Raw genomic sequence first — 20,896 nt, 5'->3', positions numbered from 1 at the left:
TAGCGGAGCTTTGATCATACTTCAACAAGAACCATTCGCTGACTTGAACGGGCAGCAAATCTGCCCGTTTTATCAACTCCTCAAACAAGGAAAACTCAATGAGCAAAGATATTGACATCGAAAAATATACCTCCGAAGACATCACTACTGAAAAGCTCTCTGAACTCATTGCCAAGAAAGCTTCCTTTCAAATTGTCGCGGTCAAGAACATCAGCTCCGTGGTAAACAAAGTCGAGGGCGCTATTGAAAAGAAAGGACTACGTTGCCGCGTGTACACGGAATACAGAGCGGCCTCCTTAGCCAGCTTCGCTATCCCGACCGGCTTTACCCAGGTTACTGGCTTTGCCTCAGTGATTGGCATCGCCGCTCATAACCTCGCCACTTTCAACCCTGATTATGAGATAGGTAAGAACAAACCTGCCGGCAAAGTCACCGTCATTTACAAAAAGGACTGATTCTCCACAGAATCAGTTAGTCGATCAGCCCACTTCAGGTTGGTGCACAAACTCTTCTTATACATATTCGGGATGGCAAAACCCTACAACATCAAGAGAATTTGCGAACTCGAAACAACGGCAAAGAAGATCAGTAACCCATGTCCTGATTTTGGGCTTGCTCGGCTAGGGAACGCATGGCTTCCTGACTCTGCTCATCCCGTCTTACTTCGATCAAAAGCTGATCCCAATCATCGGGAGGGTGGCCACTTTTCAACATCTTGCGGAAAACCCGGCAGGCATCATCGGAGCTCTCATACGCCCGCTTGGTGCCCTCATCATTTACCCAAGCATAGACAATCACCTTGCTTGAGGCGTGATAACGAAAGAATAACCGGTATTGCTGAAAAAACTTCGCGCGGAACCAGTGCTTGTGATCAGCGCCAAGCGTACCACCCTGACGGTACTCCGGCCTTGCAGGGTCCTGCGGGATAACCTCGAATGCTAACTTGGCAATCGCAGCCAATCGCTTGGTAGCATTTTTCTTGGCGAACCCCTCGGCATTTTTTTCTTTGTGACTTTCGACTTGTCTTGCCAGGGTTTCAAGCTGTTCCATAAATAATGGGTGAGCGTAAACCGCCCACCCACTGATAGTTAGAGTGGTCGATTGCCTCCCACTCATTCATCGTCTTCCTGTAAAGGCGCATCCAGATCAACCTCGACACCCTTCGTCAGCGACTGAATACGCTGCATTAACGCATCCTCAACCGTAAGGATGTGCTCCGGATGCTCGGCGATATCAATCGCCAGGAAATCCAGGAACGACCCCAGAGCCGGGTCATCGCCTTCGCTGGTAGCCCGCGTCAAGACCACTTCGCCATTCTGGCGGATGACATACTGAATTTTGTCTCGCTTGTTGAGCTTGAGAGCACGGCGAACCGTTTCCGGCACGGTGGTCTGATACCGATCTGTCAGCGTGGATTCGACTTCAAGCGTGGCCATGGCCGCCTCCTGCACTATGGGGGATGACACGCAAATGGTAATGCAACCGCATTACCAAAGACATCACCCTGCCTGATCCCTCTCTCCAATTCTCTCCAGAATCCAGGACTCCACCTCGTCCGAGACCCATCCCGTTGCACGGGCACCCAACGGAACCGGCTTTGGAAAGACCCCGTCCGCAATCAGCTTGTAAATGTAGGACCGTCCCAAGCCGGTGGTATCCATCACTTCTTTCAAACGCATGATTCTCATGAGCAATCTCCTTCATCTCATGAGATGCGGCATGTTGGTAAAATAAGACTGGGCGGACGACCACCCAGCCTCTCATCTCCTACCGGCTACAACGCAGATTCCGGCTTCCGTCTCCGAATTGCTTTGTCTCCTGCTTGGCAAAGTAGCTAAGACGATTGAATAGCCCCGCTATCTGGCTATCGCACTCCATAGACCCACGCCTGACCCAGTACACTCCGCCTTCACAGAAGTGCACCAGCCCCACAGCCTGCTCCATGCTCAAGCCCAGCGCCCTGGACCAGGCAAGTACGATTTTCTTGGCCAAACTGTCGGCTTCCCCGGCAGCAGGATCTACCGGCAAGTCAGGGTCGAAATCCTGAGCTCCGGCCCTGCACCCCTCTGGCATCCGCCCCAATCCCCGGTAGCACTCTCCATTCAGAAAGAGACACAGGTGGTAATGGTGATGGAAGGCATCTGCCGTCTCCTTCACACAGACATAGCCAACCTTGCAAGCAGGCCCTCGGCGCCCCTCTCGTCTACGCCGATCCATATCAGCATCAATCTGTGCTTGCAGGGACTGGATAAAGAAACCAAACAGATCGCCATCACGCATGTAGCCGTGCCTTGGCAATTTCAGATCCACCCTTACGGCCATTGTCCTGGCTTGGCGGTCTGCCTCTCGCTCCATGGCCTGATGAATTCTTTCCAGATACGGAATGAACAGCGGTCCCCGCTGTAGCTGGACGTCATATCCATTCCAGGGGCCAGAGTGGTGAAGGGTAAGGTTGGTGTTCTCGGGATGACGCTTTCTCATGATTACCTCTTAAGAAATGAGGAGGGAATTCTCCATAAGAGGTAGCTATCGAGTAATTATTAATGAAGTTATGTGCTTTGGTCATACTTATCAATGAGTTACGATATACAGTAAATACCCAAGAGGCCAACCTGCCTTATCATTACTATTACCGTTTCCACAAAGCTGAACGAGCCGCAGCATCTCTGAGCTGTAGACTGCAGCCCACTCAAAGGTTAAACCAAATCAATCGCCTTCAGTGGGAGGGGCTCCGGTGACCAAATTGCTGAAACTCGCATCTTCAGCCAGGCCGGATCCATGTGATTTATTCAGAGGATATCTCTTCCCGACACCTCGCAACCCCCATAATTCGGCCTGAGCACCTAACTCTTGCTCTTTCCCCGCATGCCTCCTGTACGATTGCCTATATAGCCGCCTTCCCAGATCAGGCAGCATGCTCACTTTCCAGCACTCCCCCCTCATCTCGTCAGGAATCCCTTCACCAGATAAGACAATAGGAGTAACCACGTGAGCGTCCCGCACTTCAAATAGTGGCAGTATAAGGCAACGTGCCCCTGACATGACCACCCTCCAGATCTCCGCATCCGAAACCAAAACTTCCCATACCCTGACTGCCTCGTGGATTGAAGCACAGACAATCGCATCCACCACAGCCAAAGGTGCCTGAGCCGCCTTGGTACCCAAATGCTGCCTTATTTCGGTCCGAAGCTCTCCATTTTCATCATTACCATCCCAGCCTCCATGATGTAGGCAACTATTAACAATCAGGCTGGCATATCGGTTGATGAGCATCTGCAGGTATCGGGAAAATCTCTCACTGGGAGTATCTCGAAAGTTCTCATGCAAGTTGCAAGGAGCCCTCAACTCTCCCCTTGCAGTAAAAGCCCTCTCAAATTCCATGGCCGTCTGGGTGCTAGGTAGTATTCCCGTATCACCTGCTCTCCACCTAGCCGATTTATTAGCCTCCCTCGCCTCCTTCTGCTGCAAACTACCAATCACTTTGGCTGCGTTGTACATACCAAAAGCCGTACGGTACCGATTCTCTTTACTACTTAGTTTGGCCTCCCTGATTAGAAAGCAGGCAGCGCCACCTATACCCATAAAGTCAGGGTGAGCGAGGTTAATGAAATATGCGCCTTTCGACATTCCCAACAAATACCTCCCGGTTACTCCTGCAACCCTGCTTCGAAGGTATCCACGCTGCATCAGCGTACTCAACTGGGATCTCAATCCGTCATCGGTCAGGCCCGCCAAGCGCTTCAGATCACTCCCCCCAACCCCATATACTGCGCCCGCTGAATTGGACCCAACCAGCAGCGCCGCCAGCACCAAACGATTGTAGGGAGTCAACCATTTCTGGCCTGGTTTGCCTGTATCATCTCCTGTCGCAGTTAACACATGTTCAGCAAGACTGCGGAGCTCAACGACCGGCTGCTCACTTTCCAGACCAGCAAGCGCTTCCTCAAGCTGAGGCTCCAACTCCAAGCACCTCCTTCTTTTTCCCAGCCCCCCATCGACAAATCGTTTCTGTAACACCCCGCTCTCAGACAACTCCCGGATTGCTTTACTCACCACCCTGTCGTTTAGCTTAAAGCGCTCGACATAGTCCTGGACTGTAAACGCAACGCCACGCCCCTCATCGTCGCAAAGCAGCCGATACAAGAAGTAACGGGTTGGCCCTGCAATAGACGCGAGACCATTCCGCCGATCAAATTCCGCTGATGTTCCTAGCAACCCAAGCACGCAACCCCCCCGAAATATGTCATCTCTTTCTATTTGTCGTAATTATACCAGATGGCATGTTTTTAGCAGTACGAATATACGTCTATAATACGTCTTACTCGTACTATTTAATTTTTCGGGGTTTTCAGCATGGCAAGGTCAGAAATACCTCTAGAGGATTGGCTCACGAATGATCAAGAAATGCTGACTTGGCTGGAGCAGCACTTGAGACGAAAAGGCGCGCCCATCCAGGTTTTAAACCCATATAACCTTCGCCCAGCGCTCCTCGATGCCGCTCATTATTTGATCATCAATAGCAGCAGCCAGAAGGAGCTCATGAACCTCAAGGCCGCATGGAGAAGATACAAATCAGACAAAAAGCACGGAAACCAGGTGGTCCAAGTCAGGCTCAGTCCACGCGTGAAAAGACAGCTTGCCAACCTCTCCAAGAGAACAAGTGTTTCCGAAACTGTTGAGAGATTAATCAAGGAGGAAGTCGGCTATTTCAAAGACAGGAATGCAGCAATCCAGAACGCGATTCAGGAGCATATTCAGCGTCACGAAGAGTCCGCCGCAGGCAAACTCGACCACCTGCAGAAGGAACGCTCGAAGCTGATATTTCATAATGAAGAGCTCCAGGCGGAGCTCTCGGAAACCCAGAAAGAGATGAGCAATATATTGTTTAGACTGGTCGAGCTTGAGGTCGCCCTTAACATACAAGCAGAGGAAAGCCTTGAGCTAACACCAGATGAGAAACAAGAAGCCCTGCACAGACACCAGTCTCTGCTCGACTACTTCCGCAAGCAGTTAAAAGCGACGGCCTCACTTGCTCAAGCCGAGAACCACAGCAGCACCAATCAAGGACCCAGACCACAGAAAACCTGAGAAGGAACAGCCACAGCACCTGGTCTCAGCCCCTCTTGAGTAGAGGGCAGGCTTAACCTCCATACCCATCCCTCAAACCAGCAAGCTGCCGGTCAATCAGCTCAGCAACACCACTATCCACTCCGAAATCTCTGGCAACGACAGCGAAATCAGCGAGAAAAGTCACGATCTCCTCAATATCGCGCTGGGCCTGCTCCCATTTGGCGTAGCCCGCCCGCGCCGCCAGCGCTTGGATGGCTTTCAGCGGCGGATTCTTGCCGAAACCGGCATAGGCAGTGGCATGCTCCTGGTATGGGTGAGGGCTAAAGGTCACATCGTAGAAAGGGGCAGGCACCCAGTCGCCGGCATCATCCTGCAGGAAAGCCCAGTTCTTGCTGTGGTCGTCCTGGTTGCAGGCAAACAGGTTGAACATGGCTCTGCGGAACTGCAGCTTGCCGACCGCTGGCGACCGGCAAAGATGGCGGCTGGCCTTGATCAGATCTTCGTAATCCAGGCTGGGGGTACGGAAATCCGCATCCAGCAGGCCGCAGGCGCTGTGCATGTGGAGTCGACCCGCTTTTTGGGGATGGCTTATCCAATCGAACCGCTTTACCCCGAGCCAGGCACGGGCGCCGCTTTGCTCTGGCGCTTCGAACAGCCGCCACTCAGGCGGCTCCAGCCCCAGCTTTCCGGCCAGGTGCAGATAGACCGCTTCACAGAGCCCTTCTTCATGGCCGAGGGGCAGATTCCTGGAGGTAAACTTGACCAGCCAGGCCTCATCGCCTGGCCTCGCCACCGTGCGGCAGCGATCTGGCTCATCCGGGGAGATGTAGAACTGCGCCTTGGGTCTGGCACCACCGGAGCTACCTGCTGCCACCAGATCCGCCAGCACCTCTTCCGTCTGACCGTCAAAAAACGCCTGCGCCTCCAGACCCAGCTTCGCCAGGTCGATGTCGCCGGTTGAGGCAAGCTGGTATTCCGAGGTCGGCGAGAATGACAGGGCACCCATCCCGGAAGCCCCTACAAACGCCAGGCGATCCATGGCGGTGATCTGGGCAGGGAGAATGCCATGCTGTCGGAACACTCGGTCTTGCAGCAGGGAACCCCAACCATCAGGCAGACTATCCCCGAACAGGCCATGCAGGCCAGAATGCGGCCTTTTGGGAGCAAGCTGCAGCTCAGTGGTTGCCTTCAGGCCAAAGGGCGACAAGTTCCCGAAGCGCCCGAGATAATCGGCATCGTACTGAAAAAAGACGCCCTGCCGGTTCTGCGCCAGCACGCCTACCGTCACCGCCTGCCCCGTTGCCAGGGTGCGGGTTACCGTCAGCTTGCGGACCGGCTTAAAGGTCATTGCTCAACACCTCATCGATACTGGATGGCAACTCAGCTTCGCTGAGGGAATGGCGAGTCAGCGCATACAGGCGACGTAGATCATCCAGACTCTGCCAGAGGAATAGCAGCTGCCGGAACGAGATTTGGCCGGTGAGCTCGAATTTCTTGATGGTGGATGCTGGCACACCACTACGCGCAGCTAGCGCATCGCGAGACAGCTTGGCCTGCTTGCGCAAACGTCGCAGATGGGTGGCAAATGCCTGCTGGACATCGGCATCGTCAAGTAGGGCGACCATATCACACCTAATGGATACTATTTTGTCCAATTATCGCATTTAATGGACAAAATAGACACCATAATGCCCAATAATAGCCTCGCGGGTGCAGCAAAGACCAGGAATCGTACTGCCGTCAGCAATTTTGACCAAATCCCTGCACTAACAGACGTGAGAGTCCTGGAGCCTTATTCAGCAATAAGACCAGCGCCGGGCCCAATGAAGAATCCGCTTCCCAGATCCTCAACCCCGACCCTTCTTCATGATTAGCTACCAGCCATCCATCCAGGTAACGCCAACGAATTGTCATCTTGCTCTCCAGTGAATAGATTCACCAGAAACCCTATCGTCACGACCTGAAAAACCGAGCACGTGGACCCTGAATTCTCAGCAGCCCACCCCTCCTCCAAAAGGCCCCGCGTATTTGCTCATTAAGCTAAATCAAGGACTTAAAAGTGGTGGGCAGCATGGTGGGCAAAGCAAAAACCACTATGCAAAAACCACAATAAACTACTGTTTTTAAAATACTTTTATTTTTTAACCAACAAGAAGATCCAGAATATCGAATAAGCCCCGCGCCCCTCTTCTTTTTCAGAAACCGATATCCCGGTAATGCCGGGATACCTTCTCAATGGCGATTACATAGGCCGCCATGCGGTAATCGTCGATCTTCGGATTGGTATTACGGGTACGGATGATTTCCTGCAGGGCCAGTCGCATGGAGTCATCCAGGCCCGAACGCACCAGGTCGAACTCGTCGGCGCCACGGGCCAGCTCCTTGACGATATGTTCAGGCACCTTGGTATCGGTGGCCTGCTCAATGGCATCAATCACATGCTGACCGCGGGCTTCGTGGAAGCGCTTGTCCAGACGACCGAAGCGCACATGGTTCAGGTTACGGATCCATTCGAAATAGGAAACAATTACGCCGCCAGCGTTGCAATAGGCATCGGGTATGATTTCCACACCGCGCTCGCGGAGAATTCGATCTGCTTCAAAGGTTATCGGCCCGTTGGCCGCTTCGGCGATCAGGCTGGCCTGAATGCGTGGCGCGTTTTCAGTGGTGATTACCCCTTCCAGGGCCGCCGGGATGAGAATGTCGCACTCTCTTTCCAGGGCCTTGATGCCATCTTCCAGATACTCGGCCCCGGGGAAGCCCTTCACCCCGCCGCTTTCGACGATGTGCTGGCGCACCGCGCCCACATTCAACCCGTCCTCATTAATGATGGCGCCGTCACGTTCGATGATCGTTGTGATCAGACAGTCATCCTCGGTTTCCAGAAAGTGGGCAGCGTGATAACCCACATTCCCCAATCCCTGAACAATGACTCTTTTTCCGGATAGTGAACCGGAGAGCCCGGCACGCTTGATTTCTTCCGGGTGACGAAACAGCTCGCGCAGCGCGTATTGCACTCCCCGGCCAGTGGCTTCATTACGGCCACGCACGCCACCATGCTCCACCGGCTTGCCGGTCAGCGCACCCATGTAATTGATGTCGTTGGGGAACATCTGCTTGTAGGTGTCCACCATCCAACCCATTTCCTGGGGGCCGGTGCCCATGTCCGGGGCCGGCACATTCTGGGATGGGCTCAGGTAGCCCTTGTTGATGAGTTCGCGGGCAAAGCGGCGGGTGATGGCTTCCAGGTGGTGGCGCTCGTATTTTTTCGGGTCGATCACCAGGCCGCCTTTCGAACCGCCGAAGGGCACATCGACGATGGCGCACTTGTAGGTCATCAGCGCTGCCAGCGCTTCCACTTCATCCTGATCCACAATCGGGGCGTAACGGATACCGCCCTTGGAAGGCAGCCGGTGATCACTATGGGTGGCGCGCCAGCCGGTGAAGATCTCGGCCTTGCCGTTGATCTCCACCGGAAAGGATACCTGCACCACGCTCTGGCACACCTTCATGGCATTACCCATCCCCGCATCAAGACCCATGATGCCGATGGCATGGTCCACCATATGCTCAACGCTTTCACGAAATGACATGCCCTGCTGGGCAAACTTGCTGTCGCTCATGGCTGCTCCGTCAGTCCTGTTGTTCTTGATAGAACCTGAACATTAGCAGCGCCTTCCCGGCAAGGGTGTTTGTGCTTTGTTATACCCTGTTAACGTGCACCAAAGTGCCAGTCAGCGCGGCACCGCCAGTACTGCAAAGGTGTCCCCCACATTCACTAAAGCCGGATGCCGGCGACCGATCAGCAGACCATCACAGGGGGCGTAATACTCCACCGGGGCTTCACCGGTACGTTCCAGGGAATGCACCCGGGCCAACACATCACCGGCACGAACGGCGTCCCCCAAAGCGACAGCAAATTCCAGCAGGCCACGATGTTCGCTGACCCGGTAATACTCACTGCCGGGAATCTCCAGCGCCTGCGAGGCCACCACCTCCGGATCACCGGGCAGGATGCCGGCGAAGCGCAGCAGGTTGTCCACCCCCCGTTCCGCCAGCGCCACGGTCTCCGGCGTGGTAGTGCCGCCGCCGCGCAGTTCCGTGCTGACAAACACCTTACCGCCAGCCTCCACCACGCTGTCGTAGAGCACGTCGCCTTCCAGCTCGGCCATGAACAGCGTGTAGGGCGCACCAAAGGCGGTGGCGGCGGCCAGACAACGGGCTTCGAATTCCCGGTCGGCCATGCGGTGGGTGGCGGCAAAGGGCAACAGATCCAGGGTGCGGCCGCCGGAGTGAATATCCAGTGCCAGATCACATAGTGGCACCAGGTAGCGGGTGAGGTAATCGGCGATCTTTTCCGTCAGGGTGCCCGCCGAATTACCGGGAAAGGCCCGGTTCAGATTGCCGCCATCCAGCGGCGAAGTGCGGGAGCCATTAAGCACCGCGGGATGGTTGAGCATGGGCACGATAATCACGCGCCCGGTGATCTGCTCAGGCTGCAACCGGTTGGCCAGTTTCAGCAGCGCGGTAATGCCTTCGTACTCGTCACCGTGATTGCCACCGGAGAGCAACGCCGTAGGCCCCTCACCGTTGCGCACCACGGTGATCGGGATCATTACATTGCCCCAGGCGGAGCCATCGTGGGAATGGGGCAGCTTGAGAAAACCGTGCTGAACGCCGTCACGGTCGAAGTCCACGGTGGCAGTGATGGGGCTGTCTTGCATAACGGCATCGGGTCCAGGGTTGGGAAGGTTGGCGGGGGCGCCTACCACGCCCCCGCCTTCTATAATGCGCGCTTTGCCGGGATGACGAACAGCGCAATGTTGCTCTGCCAGCAATACCGAAACGCGGCACCCTTCACCTCAGAAGTCGTCGGTTACCGCTCCTTCACTGGCGGAACCGACCAGGCGTGCATATTTTGCCAGCACACCGCGGGTATAACGCGGCGCCGGTTGCTGCCAGTTCGCTCGACGTTGCGCCAGCTCGGCATCGGACAGATCCACGACAAGGCTGTTGGCCTCGGCATCAATGGTGATGCGGTCACCGTCCTCGAGTAGCGCCAGCGGCCCGCCATCGAAGGCTTCCGGGGTCACATGACCGACCACGAAACCATGACTGCCGCCAGAAAAACGCCCGTCGGTGATCAGGGCGACGTCATTGCCCAAACCGCGCCCCATGATCGCCGAGGTGGGCGTCAGCATTTCGCGCATGCCCGGGCCGCCGCGAGGCCCTTCGTAGCGAATCACCACCACATCGCCGGCTACCACAGTGCCGTCATTGATGCGCGCCTGGGCTTCCTCTTCCGAACCGAACACCCGTGCCGAGCCGGAAAAGTGGGTCCCTTCCTTGCCAGTGATCTTGGCTACCGCACCCTCCGGGGCCAGGTTGCCATAGAGAATGCGCAGGTGGCTTTCCGCTTTCAGCGGCGCGGACAGCGGCGCGATGATGTCCTGCTCCGACGGATAAGGCGCTACCTCGGCCAGATTCTCTGCCAGGGTGCGACCGGTGACGGTCAGGCAGTCGCCGTGCAGCAGACCGGCCTCGAGCAAGATTTTCATCAGCGGCTGAATGCCGCCGATGGCGACCAGCTCGCTCATCATGTACTGGCCGCTGGGGCGCAGGTCCGCCAGCACCGGCACCCGCTTGCCGATGTCGGTAAAGTCGTCCAGCGACAGCGGCACCCCCACCGTGCGGGCCATACCCAACAGATGCAGCACCGCATTGGTGGAGCCGCCCAGGGCAATCACCACGGTGATGGCATTTTCGAAGGCCTCACGAGTCATGATGTCGGAGGGTTTGATATCATGTTCCAGCAGGTTCAATACCGCCGCACCGGCCCGCACGCAGTCCTCCCCCTTTTCTGCGGACACCGCGTTCTGTGCCGAGCTGCCGGGCAGGCTCATGCCCAGCGCCTCAATGGCCGAGGCCATGGTATTGGCGGTGTACATGCCACCACAGGAACCCGGTCCGGGAATGGCGGTTTCTTCAATCTGCTTGAGCTCGATCAGGTCCATATCCCCGCGGGAATGGGCACCCATGGCTTCGAACACGGAAACGATATCGGTATGGCCCTTACCCGGCAGGATAGTGCCGCCGTAGACAAACACACTGGGGCGGTCGAGTCGGGCCAGGCCGATCAGACAACCGGGCATGTTCTTGTCGCAGCCACCAATGGCCACCAACCCATCAAAGCCCTCGCAGCCGGCAACCGTCTCAATGGAATCGGCAATCACCTCGCGAGACACCAGCGAATACTTCATGCCCTCGGTGCCATTGGCGATGCCATCGGAAATGGTGATGGTATTGAATATCACGCCTTTACCACCGGCGCCGTCAGCCCCTTCACAGGCCCGCTCCGCCAGCTCGCCGATATGGCTATTACAGGGTGTCACCTGGCTCCAGGTGGAAGCGATACCCACCTGTGGCTTGCGAAAGTCCTCGTCAGTAAAGCCCACTGCCCGCAACATGGCACGGCCGGCCGACTTGCCCGGGCCATCTACCACCTTCGATGAATGACGACGACGTGGGTCGTCCTGGGTATCGCTCATAATCTCTCCTTGTCCGGTGCCGGGAAGTGTCCGACTCATTCGTGGCGGGCTCGGCACAGCATTGCATACGGTAACCTGCCATGGCGCTGGCATCGAGTCGCATATGACGTGCCGCCTCCTTTACGCCTATAATGCGCGCTTTACCGGGATCGCGAACAGGACCGTCCTCACTATGGCCGACAAAGGCACGCTGTATATCATTTCCGCCCCGTCCGGCGCCGGCAAGACCAGCCTGGTGGCAGCGCTAGTCGACAAGCTCGAGCAAGTGCGCATTTCTGTCTCCCACACCACACGCGCCATGCGTGCCGGGGAAGAAGACGGGGTGAACTACCACTTCACCGACCGCAATACCTTTGTCCAGCAAGTGGAAAAGGGGCGATTCCTGGAACACGCCGAAGTCTTTGGCAACCTCTACGGTACCAGCGCCGACTGGGTAGCCCAGACGCTACGGGGCGGCGAGGACGTAATTCTGGAGATCGATTGGCAGGGCGCCACCCAGATCCGCAAGCAGCTACCCGACTCGGTGAGCATCTTTATTCTGCCACCTTCCCTGGAAACCCTGGCCGAACGCCTGCGCGGCCGTGACACCGACGACGAGACGGTGATCCAGCAACGTCTGGACGGCGCCCAGGACGAGATGAGTCACTACGGCGAATTCGACTATCTGGTGGTGAACGACGATTTCCAGCGCGCCCTCTACGAACTGGAAGCCGTCCTGGAGGCCCGCCGATTGATCACCGCCCGTCAGTCCGCGCGGCTGGCCGGCACCCTGAGCAACCTGCTCGCGAAGCGGTAACCCGGCGAAACCAGAGGGCAATGCCCGCCTTTCCGCCCTGCGGCAGACCCTTCTGCTGGACTGGTCACCAATTCACCAGTAAAATCTCCCATTGCGAATTTCAGGCGCTGCCGACTTCGGCACCGCCACCCTGTAGGAGAACAGCATGGCCCGTGTAACCGTTGAAGACTGCCTGGAAAAACTGGACAACCGCTTTGAGCTGGTCCTGGTTGCCGGCAAGCGCTCCCGTCAACTTCAGACTGGCGGCAAAGAGCCCCGCGTGGCCTGGGAAAACGACAAGCCCACCGTAGTCGCTTTGCGCGAAATCGCCGAAGGTCACGTGACCGCGGAATCCGTGGACAACCCGATTGCTGACCGCAGCGCCGACGTAGACGAGCTGGCTCTGCTGACTCAGTCCTTCGGCGAGTAACACTGTTTTCGGCAAGCGCCCGCCCGGGCGCTTGCCTGTATTTCCCCCCTCTTTCTCTTCTACTTTCCCTTTCCGGCACCTGTCGGAAAATTGATTGCCCGTGACTATCGCGCTTGTCATAGACAAACCTCGCCCTCAAATCTAAGCTAAGGTTAATCCCTAATCATTACTCCGCCCCGGGCGTGACGAGGACTTTTGCCCACCATCCATAACCTGGAAAAACGGTTACGCAGTTATCTGGACGATGATCAGATCGCCCAGGTCGTACGCGCTTACCATTTTGCCGAGCAAGCGCACGAGGGGCAGTACCGCCGCACCGGGGATCCGTACATCACCCACCCGCTGGCCGTGGCCAACATCCTCACCGATATGCACATGGACCATTCTTCACTGATGGCTGCCATGCTGCACGACGTGATCGAGGACACCGGCATTACCAAGGAACAGCTGGCCGGGGAATTCAGCGAAGAAGTGGCCGAGCTGGTGGATGGCGTGTCCAAGATCGCCCAGATCAAGTTCGAGTCCAAGGCCGAACAGCAGGCCGAAAACCTGCGCAAGATGATGCTGGCCATGACCCGGGACATCCGCGTCATTCTTATCAAGCTGGCAGACCGACTGCACAACATGCGCACCCTGCACGTCATGCGTGCTGAAAAACGCCGTCGCATCGCCACCGAGACTCTGGAGCTGTACGCCCCCATCGCCTTCCGGCTGGGCATGTACAACATGCGGGTGGAGTACGAGGACCTGGCCTTCCACGCCATCTACCCCATGCGCGCACGCCTGATCGGCCAGGCGGTAAAGAAGGCCCGCGGCAACCGCAAGGAAATCCTCACCACCATAAAAGCCAGCCTCGAGCACTGCCTGGAAGAAGAAGGCATCGAGGCACGCGTGCTGGGCCGCGAGAAGCACCTGTACAGCATCTACACCAAGATGAAGGAACAGCACAAACCCTTTGCCGACATCATGGATGTGTTCGGTTTTCGCATCATCGTCGACCGGGTGGATACCTGTTACCGGGTACTGGGTGCGGTGCACAACTACTTCACCCCGATCCCCGGCCGCTTCAAGGATTACATCGCCATTCCCAAGGCCAACGGCTACCAGTCCCTGCATACCACCCTCAAGGCGCGCTCCGGCATTCCCCTGGAAATGCAGATCCGCACCGAGGAAATGGAGGCCATGGCCAACAACGGCATCGCCGCCCACTGGCTGTACAAGGCCGACGACGAGCCCGGCTCGCCCACCCACAGTCGCACCCAGAGCTGGATGCAGCGGCTGCTTGAGCTGCAGCAGAAAGCCGGCAACTCCATGGAGTTCATCGAGAATGTGAAGGTGGACCTGTTCCCGGACGAAGCCTATGTGTTCACCCCCAAGGGCGACATCAAGGAACTGCCCGGCGGTGCCACCGCCGTGGACTTCGCTTATGCGGTGCATACCAAGGTGGGCAATCAGTGCGTGGCCGCCCGTATCGACGGCAAGCTGGCGGCGCTCTCCACCCCCCTGGAATCCGGCCAGACGGTGAAAATCATCACCGCCCCCAACGCCACTCCCAACCCGGCCTGGCTCAACTTCGTGGTCACCGGCAAGGCGCGCACCAACATACGTCACTTCCTCAAACACCAGCGCCGCGAGGACGCCGTGGAGCTGGGTGAGCGACTGCTGGAAAAAGCGCTGCATTCCTATGACATCGGCATGGACGAGCTGCCCATCGAGCGAGTAGTCAGTGAGCTGGCCGGTAACGGCTATGTGGAACTGGACGAACTGCTGGAAGACATCGGCATGGGCAACCGCCTGGCGCCGCTGGTGGCCCGTAAACTGGCTGGCGCCCGCGATGATGACGAACGCCAGCACGAAGATGACCGTCGACCGCTGGCCATCCGTGGCAGCGAAGGGCTGATGGTCAGCTATGCCAAGTGTTGCCTGCCCCTGCCCGGCGACACCATCATCGGCCACCTGAGCGCCGGTCGCGGCATCGTGGTACACCGGGACACCTGCAAGAACCTGCTGGCGGAAATGCGCAACGCCCCGGAAAAATGCATCGCCCTGAGCTGGGATAAACAGGTGGAGCAAGAGTTCACCGCCGCCCTTCGCATCGAGCTGATCAACAAGCGCGGCGTGCTGGCTACCCTGGCCAACAGCGTTTCCGAGCTGGGCTCCAACATAGACACCATCGACATGGCGGAGAAGGACCCCACGCTCACCTCCCTCAACGTGACCATGACGGTAAAAGACCGCATCCACCTGGCCCGCATCATCAAGAAGCTACGCACGCTGGACAGTATTGTGCGGATCCACCGGCTTTGATAGCCACACCCGCCCTGTAGGAGGAGTTCCTCTTGAGGGGCGAACCGAATGGCCGGCTCGCATAGAGCCTGTGCCACGCTCTGATATTCCTGATCGCCCCCGGATCAAGTCCGGGGCAGGCTCTGCGGTCGATTTCCACGCTGACGCGTGGTTCGCCCCTCAAGAGGAGCTCCTACAGCGGCTTCGAAACAGCTCGGGGCAGCAAAAGCCTTGCTATCGCGCCGCCAGTGACGCTCCTGCAAACAGGCAGGCGCTTCCCATGTTGCGTGCGGGCCGGCTGCGTGCAAGCATAGCTCCTTTCCTGATTTCCGCCTGCCAGCGCTGCGGCGCTGACAGCTCAACCAAGTGAAGAACCGACCATGTCCAACCATTCCGTTATCAGCACCGACAAGGCGCCCCAGGCCATTGGCACCTATTCCCAGGCCATCAAGGCCGGCGCCACCGTTTACCTGTCCGGCCAGATCCCGTTGGTGCCTGACACCATGGAGCTGGTGGACGGCGATATGGAAGCGCAGATCGAACAGGTATTCAGCAACCTGACCGCCGTCTGCGAAGCCGCCGGCGGCACCCTGCAGGACATCGTCAAACTGAATATTTTCCTCACCGATCTGGGCCACTTTGCCCTGGTCAACGAGGTCATGGCGCGTCACTTCAAACAGCCATACCCAGCCCGGGCCGCAATCGGCGTGGCCGCTCTGCCCAAGGGCGCCGGGGTGGAAATGGACGGCATCATGGATATTGCATAACCGCCGCAACAGGCCGCATGCACCATGCAACACGCCCGCTACTCGCGGGCGTTTTTGTTACCAAACTCTCCTTCTCAGGGGGAAGACAGCAGCGCCTCAAAAGTGCACCATCTGGATATAACGTCATCCGACCCGGAGGGACTGCGATATGGACACCGCAACCCACGACCTACCCACCCTGTTTGCCCAGCTTGGTCTGGATAACAGCGATGCGGCCATCGAAGACTTCATCCATCAGTACGCCGGTACCCTGAAAGACAGCATGCATCTACATCAGGCGCCATTCTGGAACGATTCACAGGCGCGCTTTCTGGCAGATGCCATTCGCGAAGATGCAGACTGGGCTGAAGCGGTAGACAGCCTTAGTGCCCTGTTAAGACATTAGCGCTCACAGGCAATGGAGTGATGGCCAGGCACTGCCTGGTTACGCCAGTTGCAACACTCGGGCGATGCGGTCGAAGAAAAAACAGTAAACCAGCAGTGGTAAGGGCAGGCCCAGCAGCGAGCCAAGCAGGTAATCGCGGCGCCTTACCCCGCTCAATGCCAGGGTGTAGTTCAGGGCGGGCATGGTCTGGAACAAGAGCCGCAGCAACACCACACTGCGTACAGGATGCCGGTCCAAGCGGGCGAGAATCTTCCTTGCCAGAGGCCTGTCGATATCCCGCAGGGCACTACCGCCAACGCCCTGCACCACCTGAAATGTCACCAGGCAGGACACGCAGGCCGCCACATAGGTGACCAGCCCGCCGGTCGCCGTGCCCAGCGCCAATATCGACGCCGCCAGAAACGGCCAGCCCGGCAACTGGATCAGGTTACCGATGGAAAACGCCAGCACAAACAGCAAGACGCCCACCACCAGATTGGCTTCCAGCAGCGCCCGCAAGGCAGGCAGGGAAAACTGCTCACGCAGGCCGGTGAGTTCCACAAGTAACAGTACTGTCACCAGCACCACGGCCAGCAGGATCAGTCGTCGATAACGCGTCATAGCAAGCGGCAAGGCCACATCCGAATTCCTGTCTCAAAGTCAGGATTCAGTGTAACCGATTGCCGGAAGGCAGGAACGTGAAGGGCCGCCAAGGGTTACAAGTTGCAACGTTCAACTTGAATCCTGAAACTCACCCCAGCGCCAATTCGGAATCGAGCACGGCCTGATAGCCTTCCGGTAACACATCCGCCCAGGCATCCAGGCCTTCACGCAGGCCTTCCAGGCTGTCCGCCACCAGATTGGCGTGGCCCAGCTTGCGACCCGGGCGCACCCCCTTGCCATACCAGTGCACCACACCCGGGTGCTGTAACCAGGCGCTTTCGAAGGGGGTACCGATCAGGTTCACCATGGCGGTGGGGCCATGCACGTTCAGCGCGTGCAGGGGCACCCCGGCCAGCGCGTGGACATGCAGGTCGAACTGGGACCAGTCGGCGCCTTCATGGGTCCAGTGACCGGAGTTGTGCACTCGCGGGGCAATTTCGTTGACCATCAGCTGGCCATCGGTTTCGAAGAATTCCACTGCCATCACACCGGCGTAATCCAGTTCTTCCATGATGCCCTTGAGCATCTTCTCCGCGGGCTTCTGCAAGTCTGCGCAGGCGGTGGCCGGCGCCAGGCTCAAGCGCAGGATGCCGTCCACATGCCAGTTGCGGGTGAGCGGGTAGAACAGGGTCTCGCCGCTGGTGCTGCGGGCACCGACAATGGACAGCTCGCGGCGGAAAGGGATCTTCTGTTCGATAATGGCCTTACCGGCCAGTTCGCCGGCAGGCACCGCGCTCAGATCACCACCTTCGCCGACGATCCAGGTTCCGCGTCCGTCATAACCGCCGGTGCGCGCCTTGACCACCACGCCGCCAAACTTCGCCACCGCCGCATCCAGATCGTCCGGCTGGTCCAGGGTCACCCAGGGGGCTGTGGGAATACCCAGCTTGTCGAGCATGGATTTCTGGGTAAAGCGATCGGGAATCACTTCCAAGGCACCGCGGGCCACGCAACGGTCGCTTTTTGCCAGCTCGGCGGACAGACCGGCTTCCGGGAAGGCTTCACGCTCCACGGTGATCACCGGGTAGCGCTCCTGGCACTCTTCCCAGCTGATCGGCACGGCCAGGTCCGAGGTACCGGGCAGCAGCAGCGCCCGCTCCGGATCGTAGCGATCTACTACCAGACCCAGACGCGCCGCCGCCTCTGCCATCATCAGGCCAAGCTGGCCACCACCGAGAACGAGCACACGATTCATCAGCCTTCACCCAGCTCGGCGTTAGCCAGCACATCGTCGGCGCGGGACGCTTTCCAGTCGGCGATCTTCTGCAACTGCTCCGGGTTGCCGGCGGCCAGCATCTGCGCCGCCAGCAGGCCTGCATTCCAGGCGCCGGCGGCGCCGATGGCCAGGGTGCCCACGGCCACGCCCTTGGGCATCTGCACGATGGACAACAGGCTGTCCCAGCCGGACAGGGTGCGGCTTTTCACCGGCACGCCCAGTACCGGCAGCGGGGTCAGGGACGCAATCATCCCGGGCAGGTGAGCGGCGCCACCGGCACCGGCAATGATCACCTGATAGCCATTGTCGTGGGCGCTTTTGGCGAAGTCATACATGCGCTGGGGGGTCCGGTGGGCAGACACCACTTCCGCCTTCCAGCCCACACCGAACTGGGTCAAGGCGTCACAGGCTTCTTTCATGGTTTCCCAATCGGACTGGGAGCCCATTACCACGGCAACCGGTGTGCTCATTCGCTTCACTCCATCGCGCCCACCACGGGCTTTTGCGGGCTCTGGGCCCGCCACAGAAAAAATTGAGGCGCACACTTTACTAGCGCGTACGCGGGAGGCAAGTCCGCTTTAGGGGCAGAGAATCGTTAACAGTGAACAGCGAATCGATAAAAGAGAAAAATAAGTTTTAAATTCAACTGGTTACCGATATTTTGAGCACTTTCCCCCGGTTTTGATGGATCGCGCCGTTTATCGGCTGATCAGGGTGGCGCAGGTTGGGTTGAGTGCAGCGAAACCCAACATCACAACCAGAGATCGGTCAAACGCCCGGTATTGCTGGGTTTCGCTGCACTCAACCCAACCTGCGCGGTTTTCCATTTTCAACGTTTAACTTGCCGCTCTTTTTCCGCCAGCACCTGGCTGTACCCATCCTGATAACCCGGATAGCGCAGGGTGTAATGCCCCTGGCGAATGTACTGGCTGCGGATCCGCTTGCCAGCGGGCGCGTCATCGGGCACCGCCAGGGTCAGTCCCTGTTGCTGAGCCAGCCATTGCAGCACGTCCAGATTGCGGCCGCCCACGTTGTCGGTGCCGATCACCAATGGCGGCATTTCCTGCCCCGCCAACCAGCCATCGGCCACCTGCTTCAGCAGGCCAACGCAATCGTCCCGATGAATGCGATTGGTCCACTGGGCGGAAGGCAGTGCTTCCTCGCCGCGAGCGAGACGGGCCGCCTTGTCGATCTGGCGATAGCGACCTGGCCCGTAGATGCCAGAGAAGCGCACCACCGTGCAATGGGAGCGGATGCTGAGTTCCTCTTCCGCCGCCAGCAACACCTTGCCGTTGTAGCGAGACGGCGTTGGCGGCGTAAGCTCGTCGACGTCTCCCTCAACGTCACCGAAGACCGCCGTGCTGGAAACAAAAACCACTGGTGGCAACGGCTGCTGCGCGGCCAGGGCATCCAGCAGCGTCTGTGGCGCCCGCACATAGGCCTTCAGATAACCTTCCTCGCTGAACTCAGACGGCGTCATGATGATAATAACCAGATCCACTGGATCCGGAGGCAACATGGCAGCGCCTGCGAGCAAATCCTGGCTGTATAGCTCCACACCGGAGGGACAGTGGCTGCCCCGTCGAATGGCGCTGACCCGATGACCCTCGGCCAGAAACTGCTCCGCCAGGCCGGTCCCCAGGTCACCCAGGCCGGCAATCAGAATGTGGGACATAAATGCAAAACCAATTAATAGTTAATAGTGAATAGTTAACAACCACAAACGCCCTTAAGGGGCGTCTGCCATGCCGCAGCCCACTCCCTTTTTCGCGAGCTATTAACTATTCACTGTTAACTATTCACTGCCTTATTTTCTAGGCACAATGATCAGTAATTGAATTAGCGAATCAGTGCCATGACATTAACAGAACTACGCTATCTCGTCGCCCTGGCGCGGGAACGCCATTTTGGTCACGCCGCCCAGGCCTGCAACGTGAGCCAACCCACCCTCAGTGCAGCCATCAAAAAGCTGGAAGACCAGCTCGGCATGCCGCTGTTCGAACGTCGCCCCCGGGAAGTCGTGGTGACACCCCAGGCGGGGCCCATTGTGGCGCAGGCCCAACGGGTTCTGGAACAGGCAGACCTGCTGACGCAGATGGCCATGAGCCAGCAGGATCAACTGGGGTCGCCACTACGGGTCGGCGCCATTTTTACTGTGGCACCCTATCTGTTCCCCACCATGGTGCCAAAGGTACGCGCGGCGGCACCGGAAATGCCTTTGTTCATCGAAGAAAACTATACCCACGTGCTGCGTCGCAAGCTGGAACAGGGCGACCTGGACGCCATTATCGTCGCACTGCCCTTCTCCGGTGGCGGGTTGGTACGGGCACGCATGTACGAGGAATCGTTCTCGGTGCTGTTGCCCGGCGACCACCCCTGGACCAGCCAGACAGAAATCGCGCCGGAGCAACTGCTGGATGAAACCTTGCTGCTGCTGGGCGAAGGCCACTGCTTCCGCGATCAGGTGCTGGAGCTGTGCCCGGCCATCGACTCCCAGCGCCAGCGCAATCTGGTACAAATTGAAGGCGGCTCCCTGGAAACCCTTCGCCATATGGTGGCCAGCGGCCTGGGTATCACCGTGTTGCCCAACTCGGCGCTCCACCAGCATGGCTATGACAAGGCGACTTTCGCGGTTCGCCCCTTCAAGGCCCCGGTCCCGGCGCGAACCATTGCCCTGATCTGGCGCGACAGCTTCCCGCGGCCGAAAGCCATCGAGGTACTGCGCCAGGCGGTGCCAAAGGAAGGGCTGGCGGGCTAACGATGGGCTGGACGATCTC

At 58.1% G+C, this 20,896-nt stretch carries 22 protein-coding genes; 8 read left to right on the top strand and 14 right to left on the bottom strand.

What is annotated here, in order from left to right; all coding sequences use genetic code 11:
* Positions 1 to 98: 98 nt before the first annotated feature.
* Positions 99 to 455 (top strand): hypothetical protein, encoded by a 357-nt coding sequence (locus T9A_RS14690; RefSeq protein WP_035249895.1) that lies wholly within the window; start codon positions 99 to 101, stop codon positions 453 to 455.
* Positions 456 to 585: 130 nt separating this feature from the next.
* Here the strand turns inward: T9A_RS14690 and T9A_RS14685 are convergent, their stop codons facing one another.
* From T9A_RS14685 to T9A_RS14665, 5 genes are all read right to left on the bottom strand, one after another.
* Complete coding sequence (locus T9A_RS14685) at positions 586 to 1,116, bottom strand: type II toxin-antitoxin system YhaV family toxin (RefSeq protein ID WP_052043065.1); 531 nt, start codon at positions 1,114 to 1,116, stop codon at positions 586 to 588.
* Entirely contained in the window at positions 1,113 to 1,436 is a 324-nt protein-coding gene (locus T9A_RS14680; RefSeq protein WP_035249893.1) for a type II toxin-antitoxin system PrlF family antitoxin, read from the bottom strand. Before T9A_RS14680 ends, T9A_RS14685 begins: the two co-directional genes overlap by 4 nt.
* A gap of 63 nt (positions 1,437 to 1,499) precedes the next feature.
* On the bottom strand, positions 1,500 to 1,688 hold the full coding sequence (locus T9A_RS14675; RefSeq protein ID WP_035249891.1) for a helix-turn-helix transcriptional regulator: 189 nt from the start codon (positions 1,686 to 1,688) through the stop codon (positions 1,500 to 1,502).
* 79 nt (positions 1,689 to 1,767) lie between these two features.
* The gene (locus T9A_RS14670; protein ID WP_035249889.1) at positions 1,768 to 2,481 is read right to left on the bottom strand and encodes an inovirus Gp2 family protein; all 714 of its coding nucleotides are present in this window, start codon (positions 2,479 to 2,481) and stop codon (positions 1,768 to 1,770) included.
* A gap of 225 nt (positions 2,482 to 2,706) precedes the next feature.
* The gene (locus T9A_RS14665) at positions 2,707 to 4,017 is read right to left on the bottom strand and encodes a hypothetical protein (protein WP_198030675.1); all 1,311 of its coding nucleotides are present in this window, start codon (positions 4,015 to 4,017) and stop codon (positions 2,707 to 2,709) included.
* A gap of 336 nt (positions 4,018 to 4,353) precedes the next feature.
* On the opposite strand from T9A_RS14665, the gene T9A_RS14660 reads away from it, so the two are divergent.
* Positions 4,354 to 5,088: a hypothetical protein gene (locus T9A_RS14660; RefSeq protein ID WP_146026884.1), complete on the top strand. Its 735-nt coding sequence runs from the start codon at positions 4,354 to 4,356 to the stop codon at positions 5,086 to 5,088.
* A gap of 52 nt (positions 5,089 to 5,140) precedes the next feature.
* On the opposite strand, the gene T9A_RS14655 is transcribed toward T9A_RS14660, so the two are convergent.
* The 5 genes from T9A_RS14655 to ilvD form a co-directional block, all read right to left on the bottom strand.
* Positions 5,141 to 6,418 (bottom strand): type II toxin-antitoxin system HipA family toxin, encoded by a 1,278-nt coding sequence (locus tag T9A_RS14655; RefSeq protein ID WP_035249880.1) that lies wholly within the window; start codon positions 6,416 to 6,418, stop codon positions 5,141 to 5,143.
* Complete coding sequence (locus T9A_RS14650) at positions 6,408 to 6,695, bottom strand: helix-turn-helix domain-containing protein (RefSeq protein WP_035249877.1); 288 nt, start codon at positions 6,693 to 6,695, stop codon at positions 6,408 to 6,410. Before T9A_RS14650 ends, T9A_RS14655 begins: the two co-directional genes overlap by 11 nt.
* Positions 6,696 to 7,265: 570 nt before the next feature.
* Positions 7,266 to 8,693 (bottom strand): Glu/Leu/Phe/Val family dehydrogenase, encoded by a 1,428-nt coding sequence (locus tag T9A_RS14645; protein WP_035249874.1) that lies wholly within the window; start codon positions 8,691 to 8,693, stop codon positions 7,266 to 7,268.
* Between the two features lie 111 nt (positions 8,694 to 8,804).
* Complete coding sequence (gene doeB / locus T9A_RS14640; RefSeq protein WP_035249872.1) at positions 8,805 to 9,794, bottom strand: N(2)-acetyl-L-2,4-diaminobutanoate deacetylase DoeB; 990 nt, start codon at positions 9,792 to 9,794, stop codon at positions 8,805 to 8,807.
* Between the two features lie 138 nt (positions 9,795 to 9,932).
* Positions 9,933 to 11,618, bottom strand: coding sequence for a dihydroxy-acid dehydratase (gene ilvD / locus T9A_RS14635; RefSeq protein WP_035249869.1), 1,686 nt, complete (start codon positions 11,616 to 11,618; stop codon positions 9,933 to 9,935).
* 172 nt (positions 11,619 to 11,790) lie between these two features.
* Here ilvD and gmk point away from each other — a divergent pair, with 172 nt between their 5' ends.
* From gmk to T9A_RS14610, 5 genes are all read left to right on the top strand, one after another.
* A complete protein-coding gene (gene gmk / locus T9A_RS14630; RefSeq protein WP_035249867.1) occupies positions 11,791 to 12,414 on the top strand; it encodes a guanylate kinase in 624 nt (207 codons plus the stop codon).
* Between the two features lie 145 nt (positions 12,415 to 12,559).
* Positions 12,560 to 12,823 carry a DNA-directed RNA polymerase subunit omega gene (gene rpoZ / locus T9A_RS14625; RefSeq protein ID WP_035249864.1) on the top strand — a complete coding sequence of 88 codons (264 nt, stop codon included), beginning with the start codon at positions 12,560 to 12,562 and terminating at the stop codon, positions 12,821 to 12,823.
* A 195-nt stretch (positions 12,824 to 13,018) separates the two neighbouring features.
* Positions 13,019 to 15,130, top strand: coding sequence for a bifunctional GTP diphosphokinase/guanosine-3',5'-bis pyrophosphate 3'-pyrophosphohydrolase (gene spoT / locus T9A_RS14620; RefSeq protein ID WP_035249862.1), 2,112 nt, complete (start codon positions 13,019 to 13,021; stop codon positions 15,128 to 15,130).
* A gap of 359 nt (positions 15,131 to 15,489) precedes the next feature.
* Positions 15,490 to 15,876, top strand: a complete 387-nt coding sequence (locus T9A_RS14615; RefSeq protein ID WP_035249861.1) for a deaminase RidA — start codon at positions 15,490 to 15,492, stop codon at positions 15,874 to 15,876.
* A gap of 148 nt (positions 15,877 to 16,024) precedes the next feature.
* On the top strand, positions 16,025 to 16,261 hold the full coding sequence (locus T9A_RS14610) for a DUF2789 domain-containing protein (RefSeq protein WP_035249858.1): 237 nt from the start codon (positions 16,025 to 16,027) through the stop codon (positions 16,259 to 16,261).
* Between the two features lie 39 nt (positions 16,262 to 16,300).
* Here T9A_RS14610 and T9A_RS14605 read toward each other — a convergent pair whose 3' ends face one another.
* The 4 genes from T9A_RS14605 to T9A_RS14590 all read right to left on the bottom strand — a co-directional run bounded on the left by T9A_RS14605 (position 16,301) and on the right by T9A_RS14590 (position 19,794).
* Positions 16,301 to 16,879, bottom strand: a complete 579-nt coding sequence (locus tag T9A_RS14605) for a VTT domain-containing protein (protein WP_232222134.1) — start codon at positions 16,877 to 16,879, stop codon at positions 16,301 to 16,303.
* Between the two features lie 112 nt (positions 16,880 to 16,991).
* Positions 16,992 to 18,098, bottom strand: a complete 1,107-nt coding sequence (locus T9A_RS14600; protein WP_035249855.1) for a 5-(carboxyamino)imidazole ribonucleotide synthase — start codon at positions 18,096 to 18,098, stop codon at positions 16,992 to 16,994.
* Complete coding sequence (gene purE / locus T9A_RS14595; RefSeq protein ID WP_035249853.1) at positions 18,098 to 18,589, bottom strand: 5-(carboxyamino)imidazole ribonucleotide mutase; 492 nt, start codon at positions 18,587 to 18,589, stop codon at positions 18,098 to 18,100. The genes T9A_RS14600 and purE overlap by 1 nt, the downstream gene beginning before the upstream one ends.
* 359 nt (positions 18,590 to 18,948) lie before the next feature.
* A complete protein-coding gene (locus T9A_RS14590; protein ID WP_035249849.1) occupies positions 18,949 to 19,794 on the bottom strand; it encodes an NAD-dependent epimerase/dehydratase family protein in 846 nt (281 codons plus the stop codon).
* Between the two features lie 180 nt (positions 19,795 to 19,974).
* Between T9A_RS14590 and T9A_RS14585 the strand changes: the two genes are divergently transcribed.
* Complete coding sequence (locus T9A_RS14585; protein ID WP_035249847.1) at positions 19,975 to 20,877, top strand: hydrogen peroxide-inducible genes activator; 903 nt, start codon at positions 19,975 to 19,977, stop codon at positions 20,875 to 20,877.
* Positions 20,878 to 20,896 lie beyond the last annotated feature (19 nt).

This window comes from Alcanivorax jadensis T9 (assembly GCF_000756655.1).
Taxonomy (GTDB): Bacteria; Pseudomonadota; Gammaproteobacteria; order Pseudomonadales; family Alcanivoracaceae; genus Alcanivorax; species Alcanivorax jadensis.
The sequence above is the reverse complement of the archived record's forward strand: the minus strand, read 5'-3'. Positions and strand labels throughout refer to the sequence as shown.

What these genes read in the sequence shown, in the direction of transcription:
- T9A_RS14690 (WP_035249895.1), top strand. Translation starts at nt 99, where the DNA reads ATGAGCAAAGATATTGACATCGAAAAATATACCTCCGAAGACATCACT.
- T9A_RS14685 (WP_052043065.1), bottom strand. Translation starts at nt 1,116, where the DNA reads ATGAGTGGGAGGCAATCGACCACTCTAACTATCAGTGGGTGGGCGGTT.
- T9A_RS14680 (WP_035249893.1), bottom strand. Translation starts at nt 1,436, where the DNA reads ATGGCCACGCTTGAAGTCGAATCCACGCTGACAGATCGGTATCAGACC.
- T9A_RS14675 (WP_035249891.1), bottom strand. Translation starts at nt 1,688, where the DNA reads ATGAGAATCATGCGTTTGAAAGAAGTGATGGATACCACCGGCTTGGGA.
- T9A_RS14670 (WP_035249889.1), bottom strand. Translation starts at nt 2,481, where the DNA reads ATGAGAAAGCGTCATCCCGAGAACACCAACCTTACCCTTCACCACTCT.
- T9A_RS14660 (WP_146026884.1), top strand. Translation starts at nt 4,354, where the DNA reads ATGGCAAGGTCAGAAATACCTCTAGAGGATTGGCTCACGAATGATCAA.
- T9A_RS14655 (WP_035249880.1), bottom strand. Translation starts at nt 6,418, where the DNA reads ATGACCTTTAAGCCGGTCCGCAAGCTGACGGTAACCCGCACCCTGGCA.
- T9A_RS14650 (WP_035249877.1), bottom strand. Translation starts at nt 6,695, where the DNA reads ATGGTCGCCCTACTTGACGATGCCGATGTCCAGCAGGCATTTGCCACC.
- T9A_RS14645 (WP_035249874.1), bottom strand. Translation starts at nt 8,693, where the DNA reads ATGAGCGACAGCAAGTTTGCCCAGCAGGGCATGTCATTTCGTGAAAGC.
- doeB (WP_035249872.1), bottom strand. Translation starts at nt 9,794, where the DNA reads ATGCAAGACAGCCCCATCACTGCCACCGTGGACTTCGACCGTGACGGC.
- ilvD (WP_035249869.1), bottom strand. Translation starts at nt 11,618, where the DNA reads ATGAGCGATACCCAGGACGACCCACGTCGTCGTCATTCATCGAAGGTG.
- gmk (WP_035249867.1), top strand. Translation starts at nt 11,791, where the DNA reads ATGGCCGACAAAGGCACGCTGTATATCATTTCCGCCCCGTCCGGCGCC.
- rpoZ (WP_035249864.1), top strand. Translation starts at nt 12,560, where the DNA reads ATGGCCCGTGTAACCGTTGAAGACTGCCTGGAAAAACTGGACAACCGC.
- T9A_RS14615 (WP_035249861.1), top strand. Translation starts at nt 15,490, where the DNA reads ATGTCCAACCATTCCGTTATCAGCACCGACAAGGCGCCCCAGGCCATT.
- T9A_RS14610 (WP_035249858.1), top strand. Translation starts at nt 16,025, where the DNA reads ATGGACACCGCAACCCACGACCTACCCACCCTGTTTGCCCAGCTTGGT.
- T9A_RS14600 (WP_035249855.1), bottom strand. Translation starts at nt 18,098, where the DNA reads ATGAATCGTGTGCTCGTTCTCGGTGGTGGCCAGCTTGGCCTGATGATG.
- purE (WP_035249853.1), bottom strand. Translation starts at nt 18,589, where the DNA reads ATGAGCACACCGGTTGCCGTGGTAATGGGCTCCCAGTCCGATTGGGAA.
- T9A_RS14590 (WP_035249849.1), bottom strand. Translation starts at nt 19,794, where the DNA reads ATGTCCCACATTCTGATTGCCGGCCTGGGTGACCTGGGGACCGGCCTG.
- T9A_RS14585 (WP_035249847.1), top strand. Translation starts at nt 19,975, where the DNA reads ATGACATTAACAGAACTACGCTATCTCGTCGCCCTGGCGCGGGAACGC.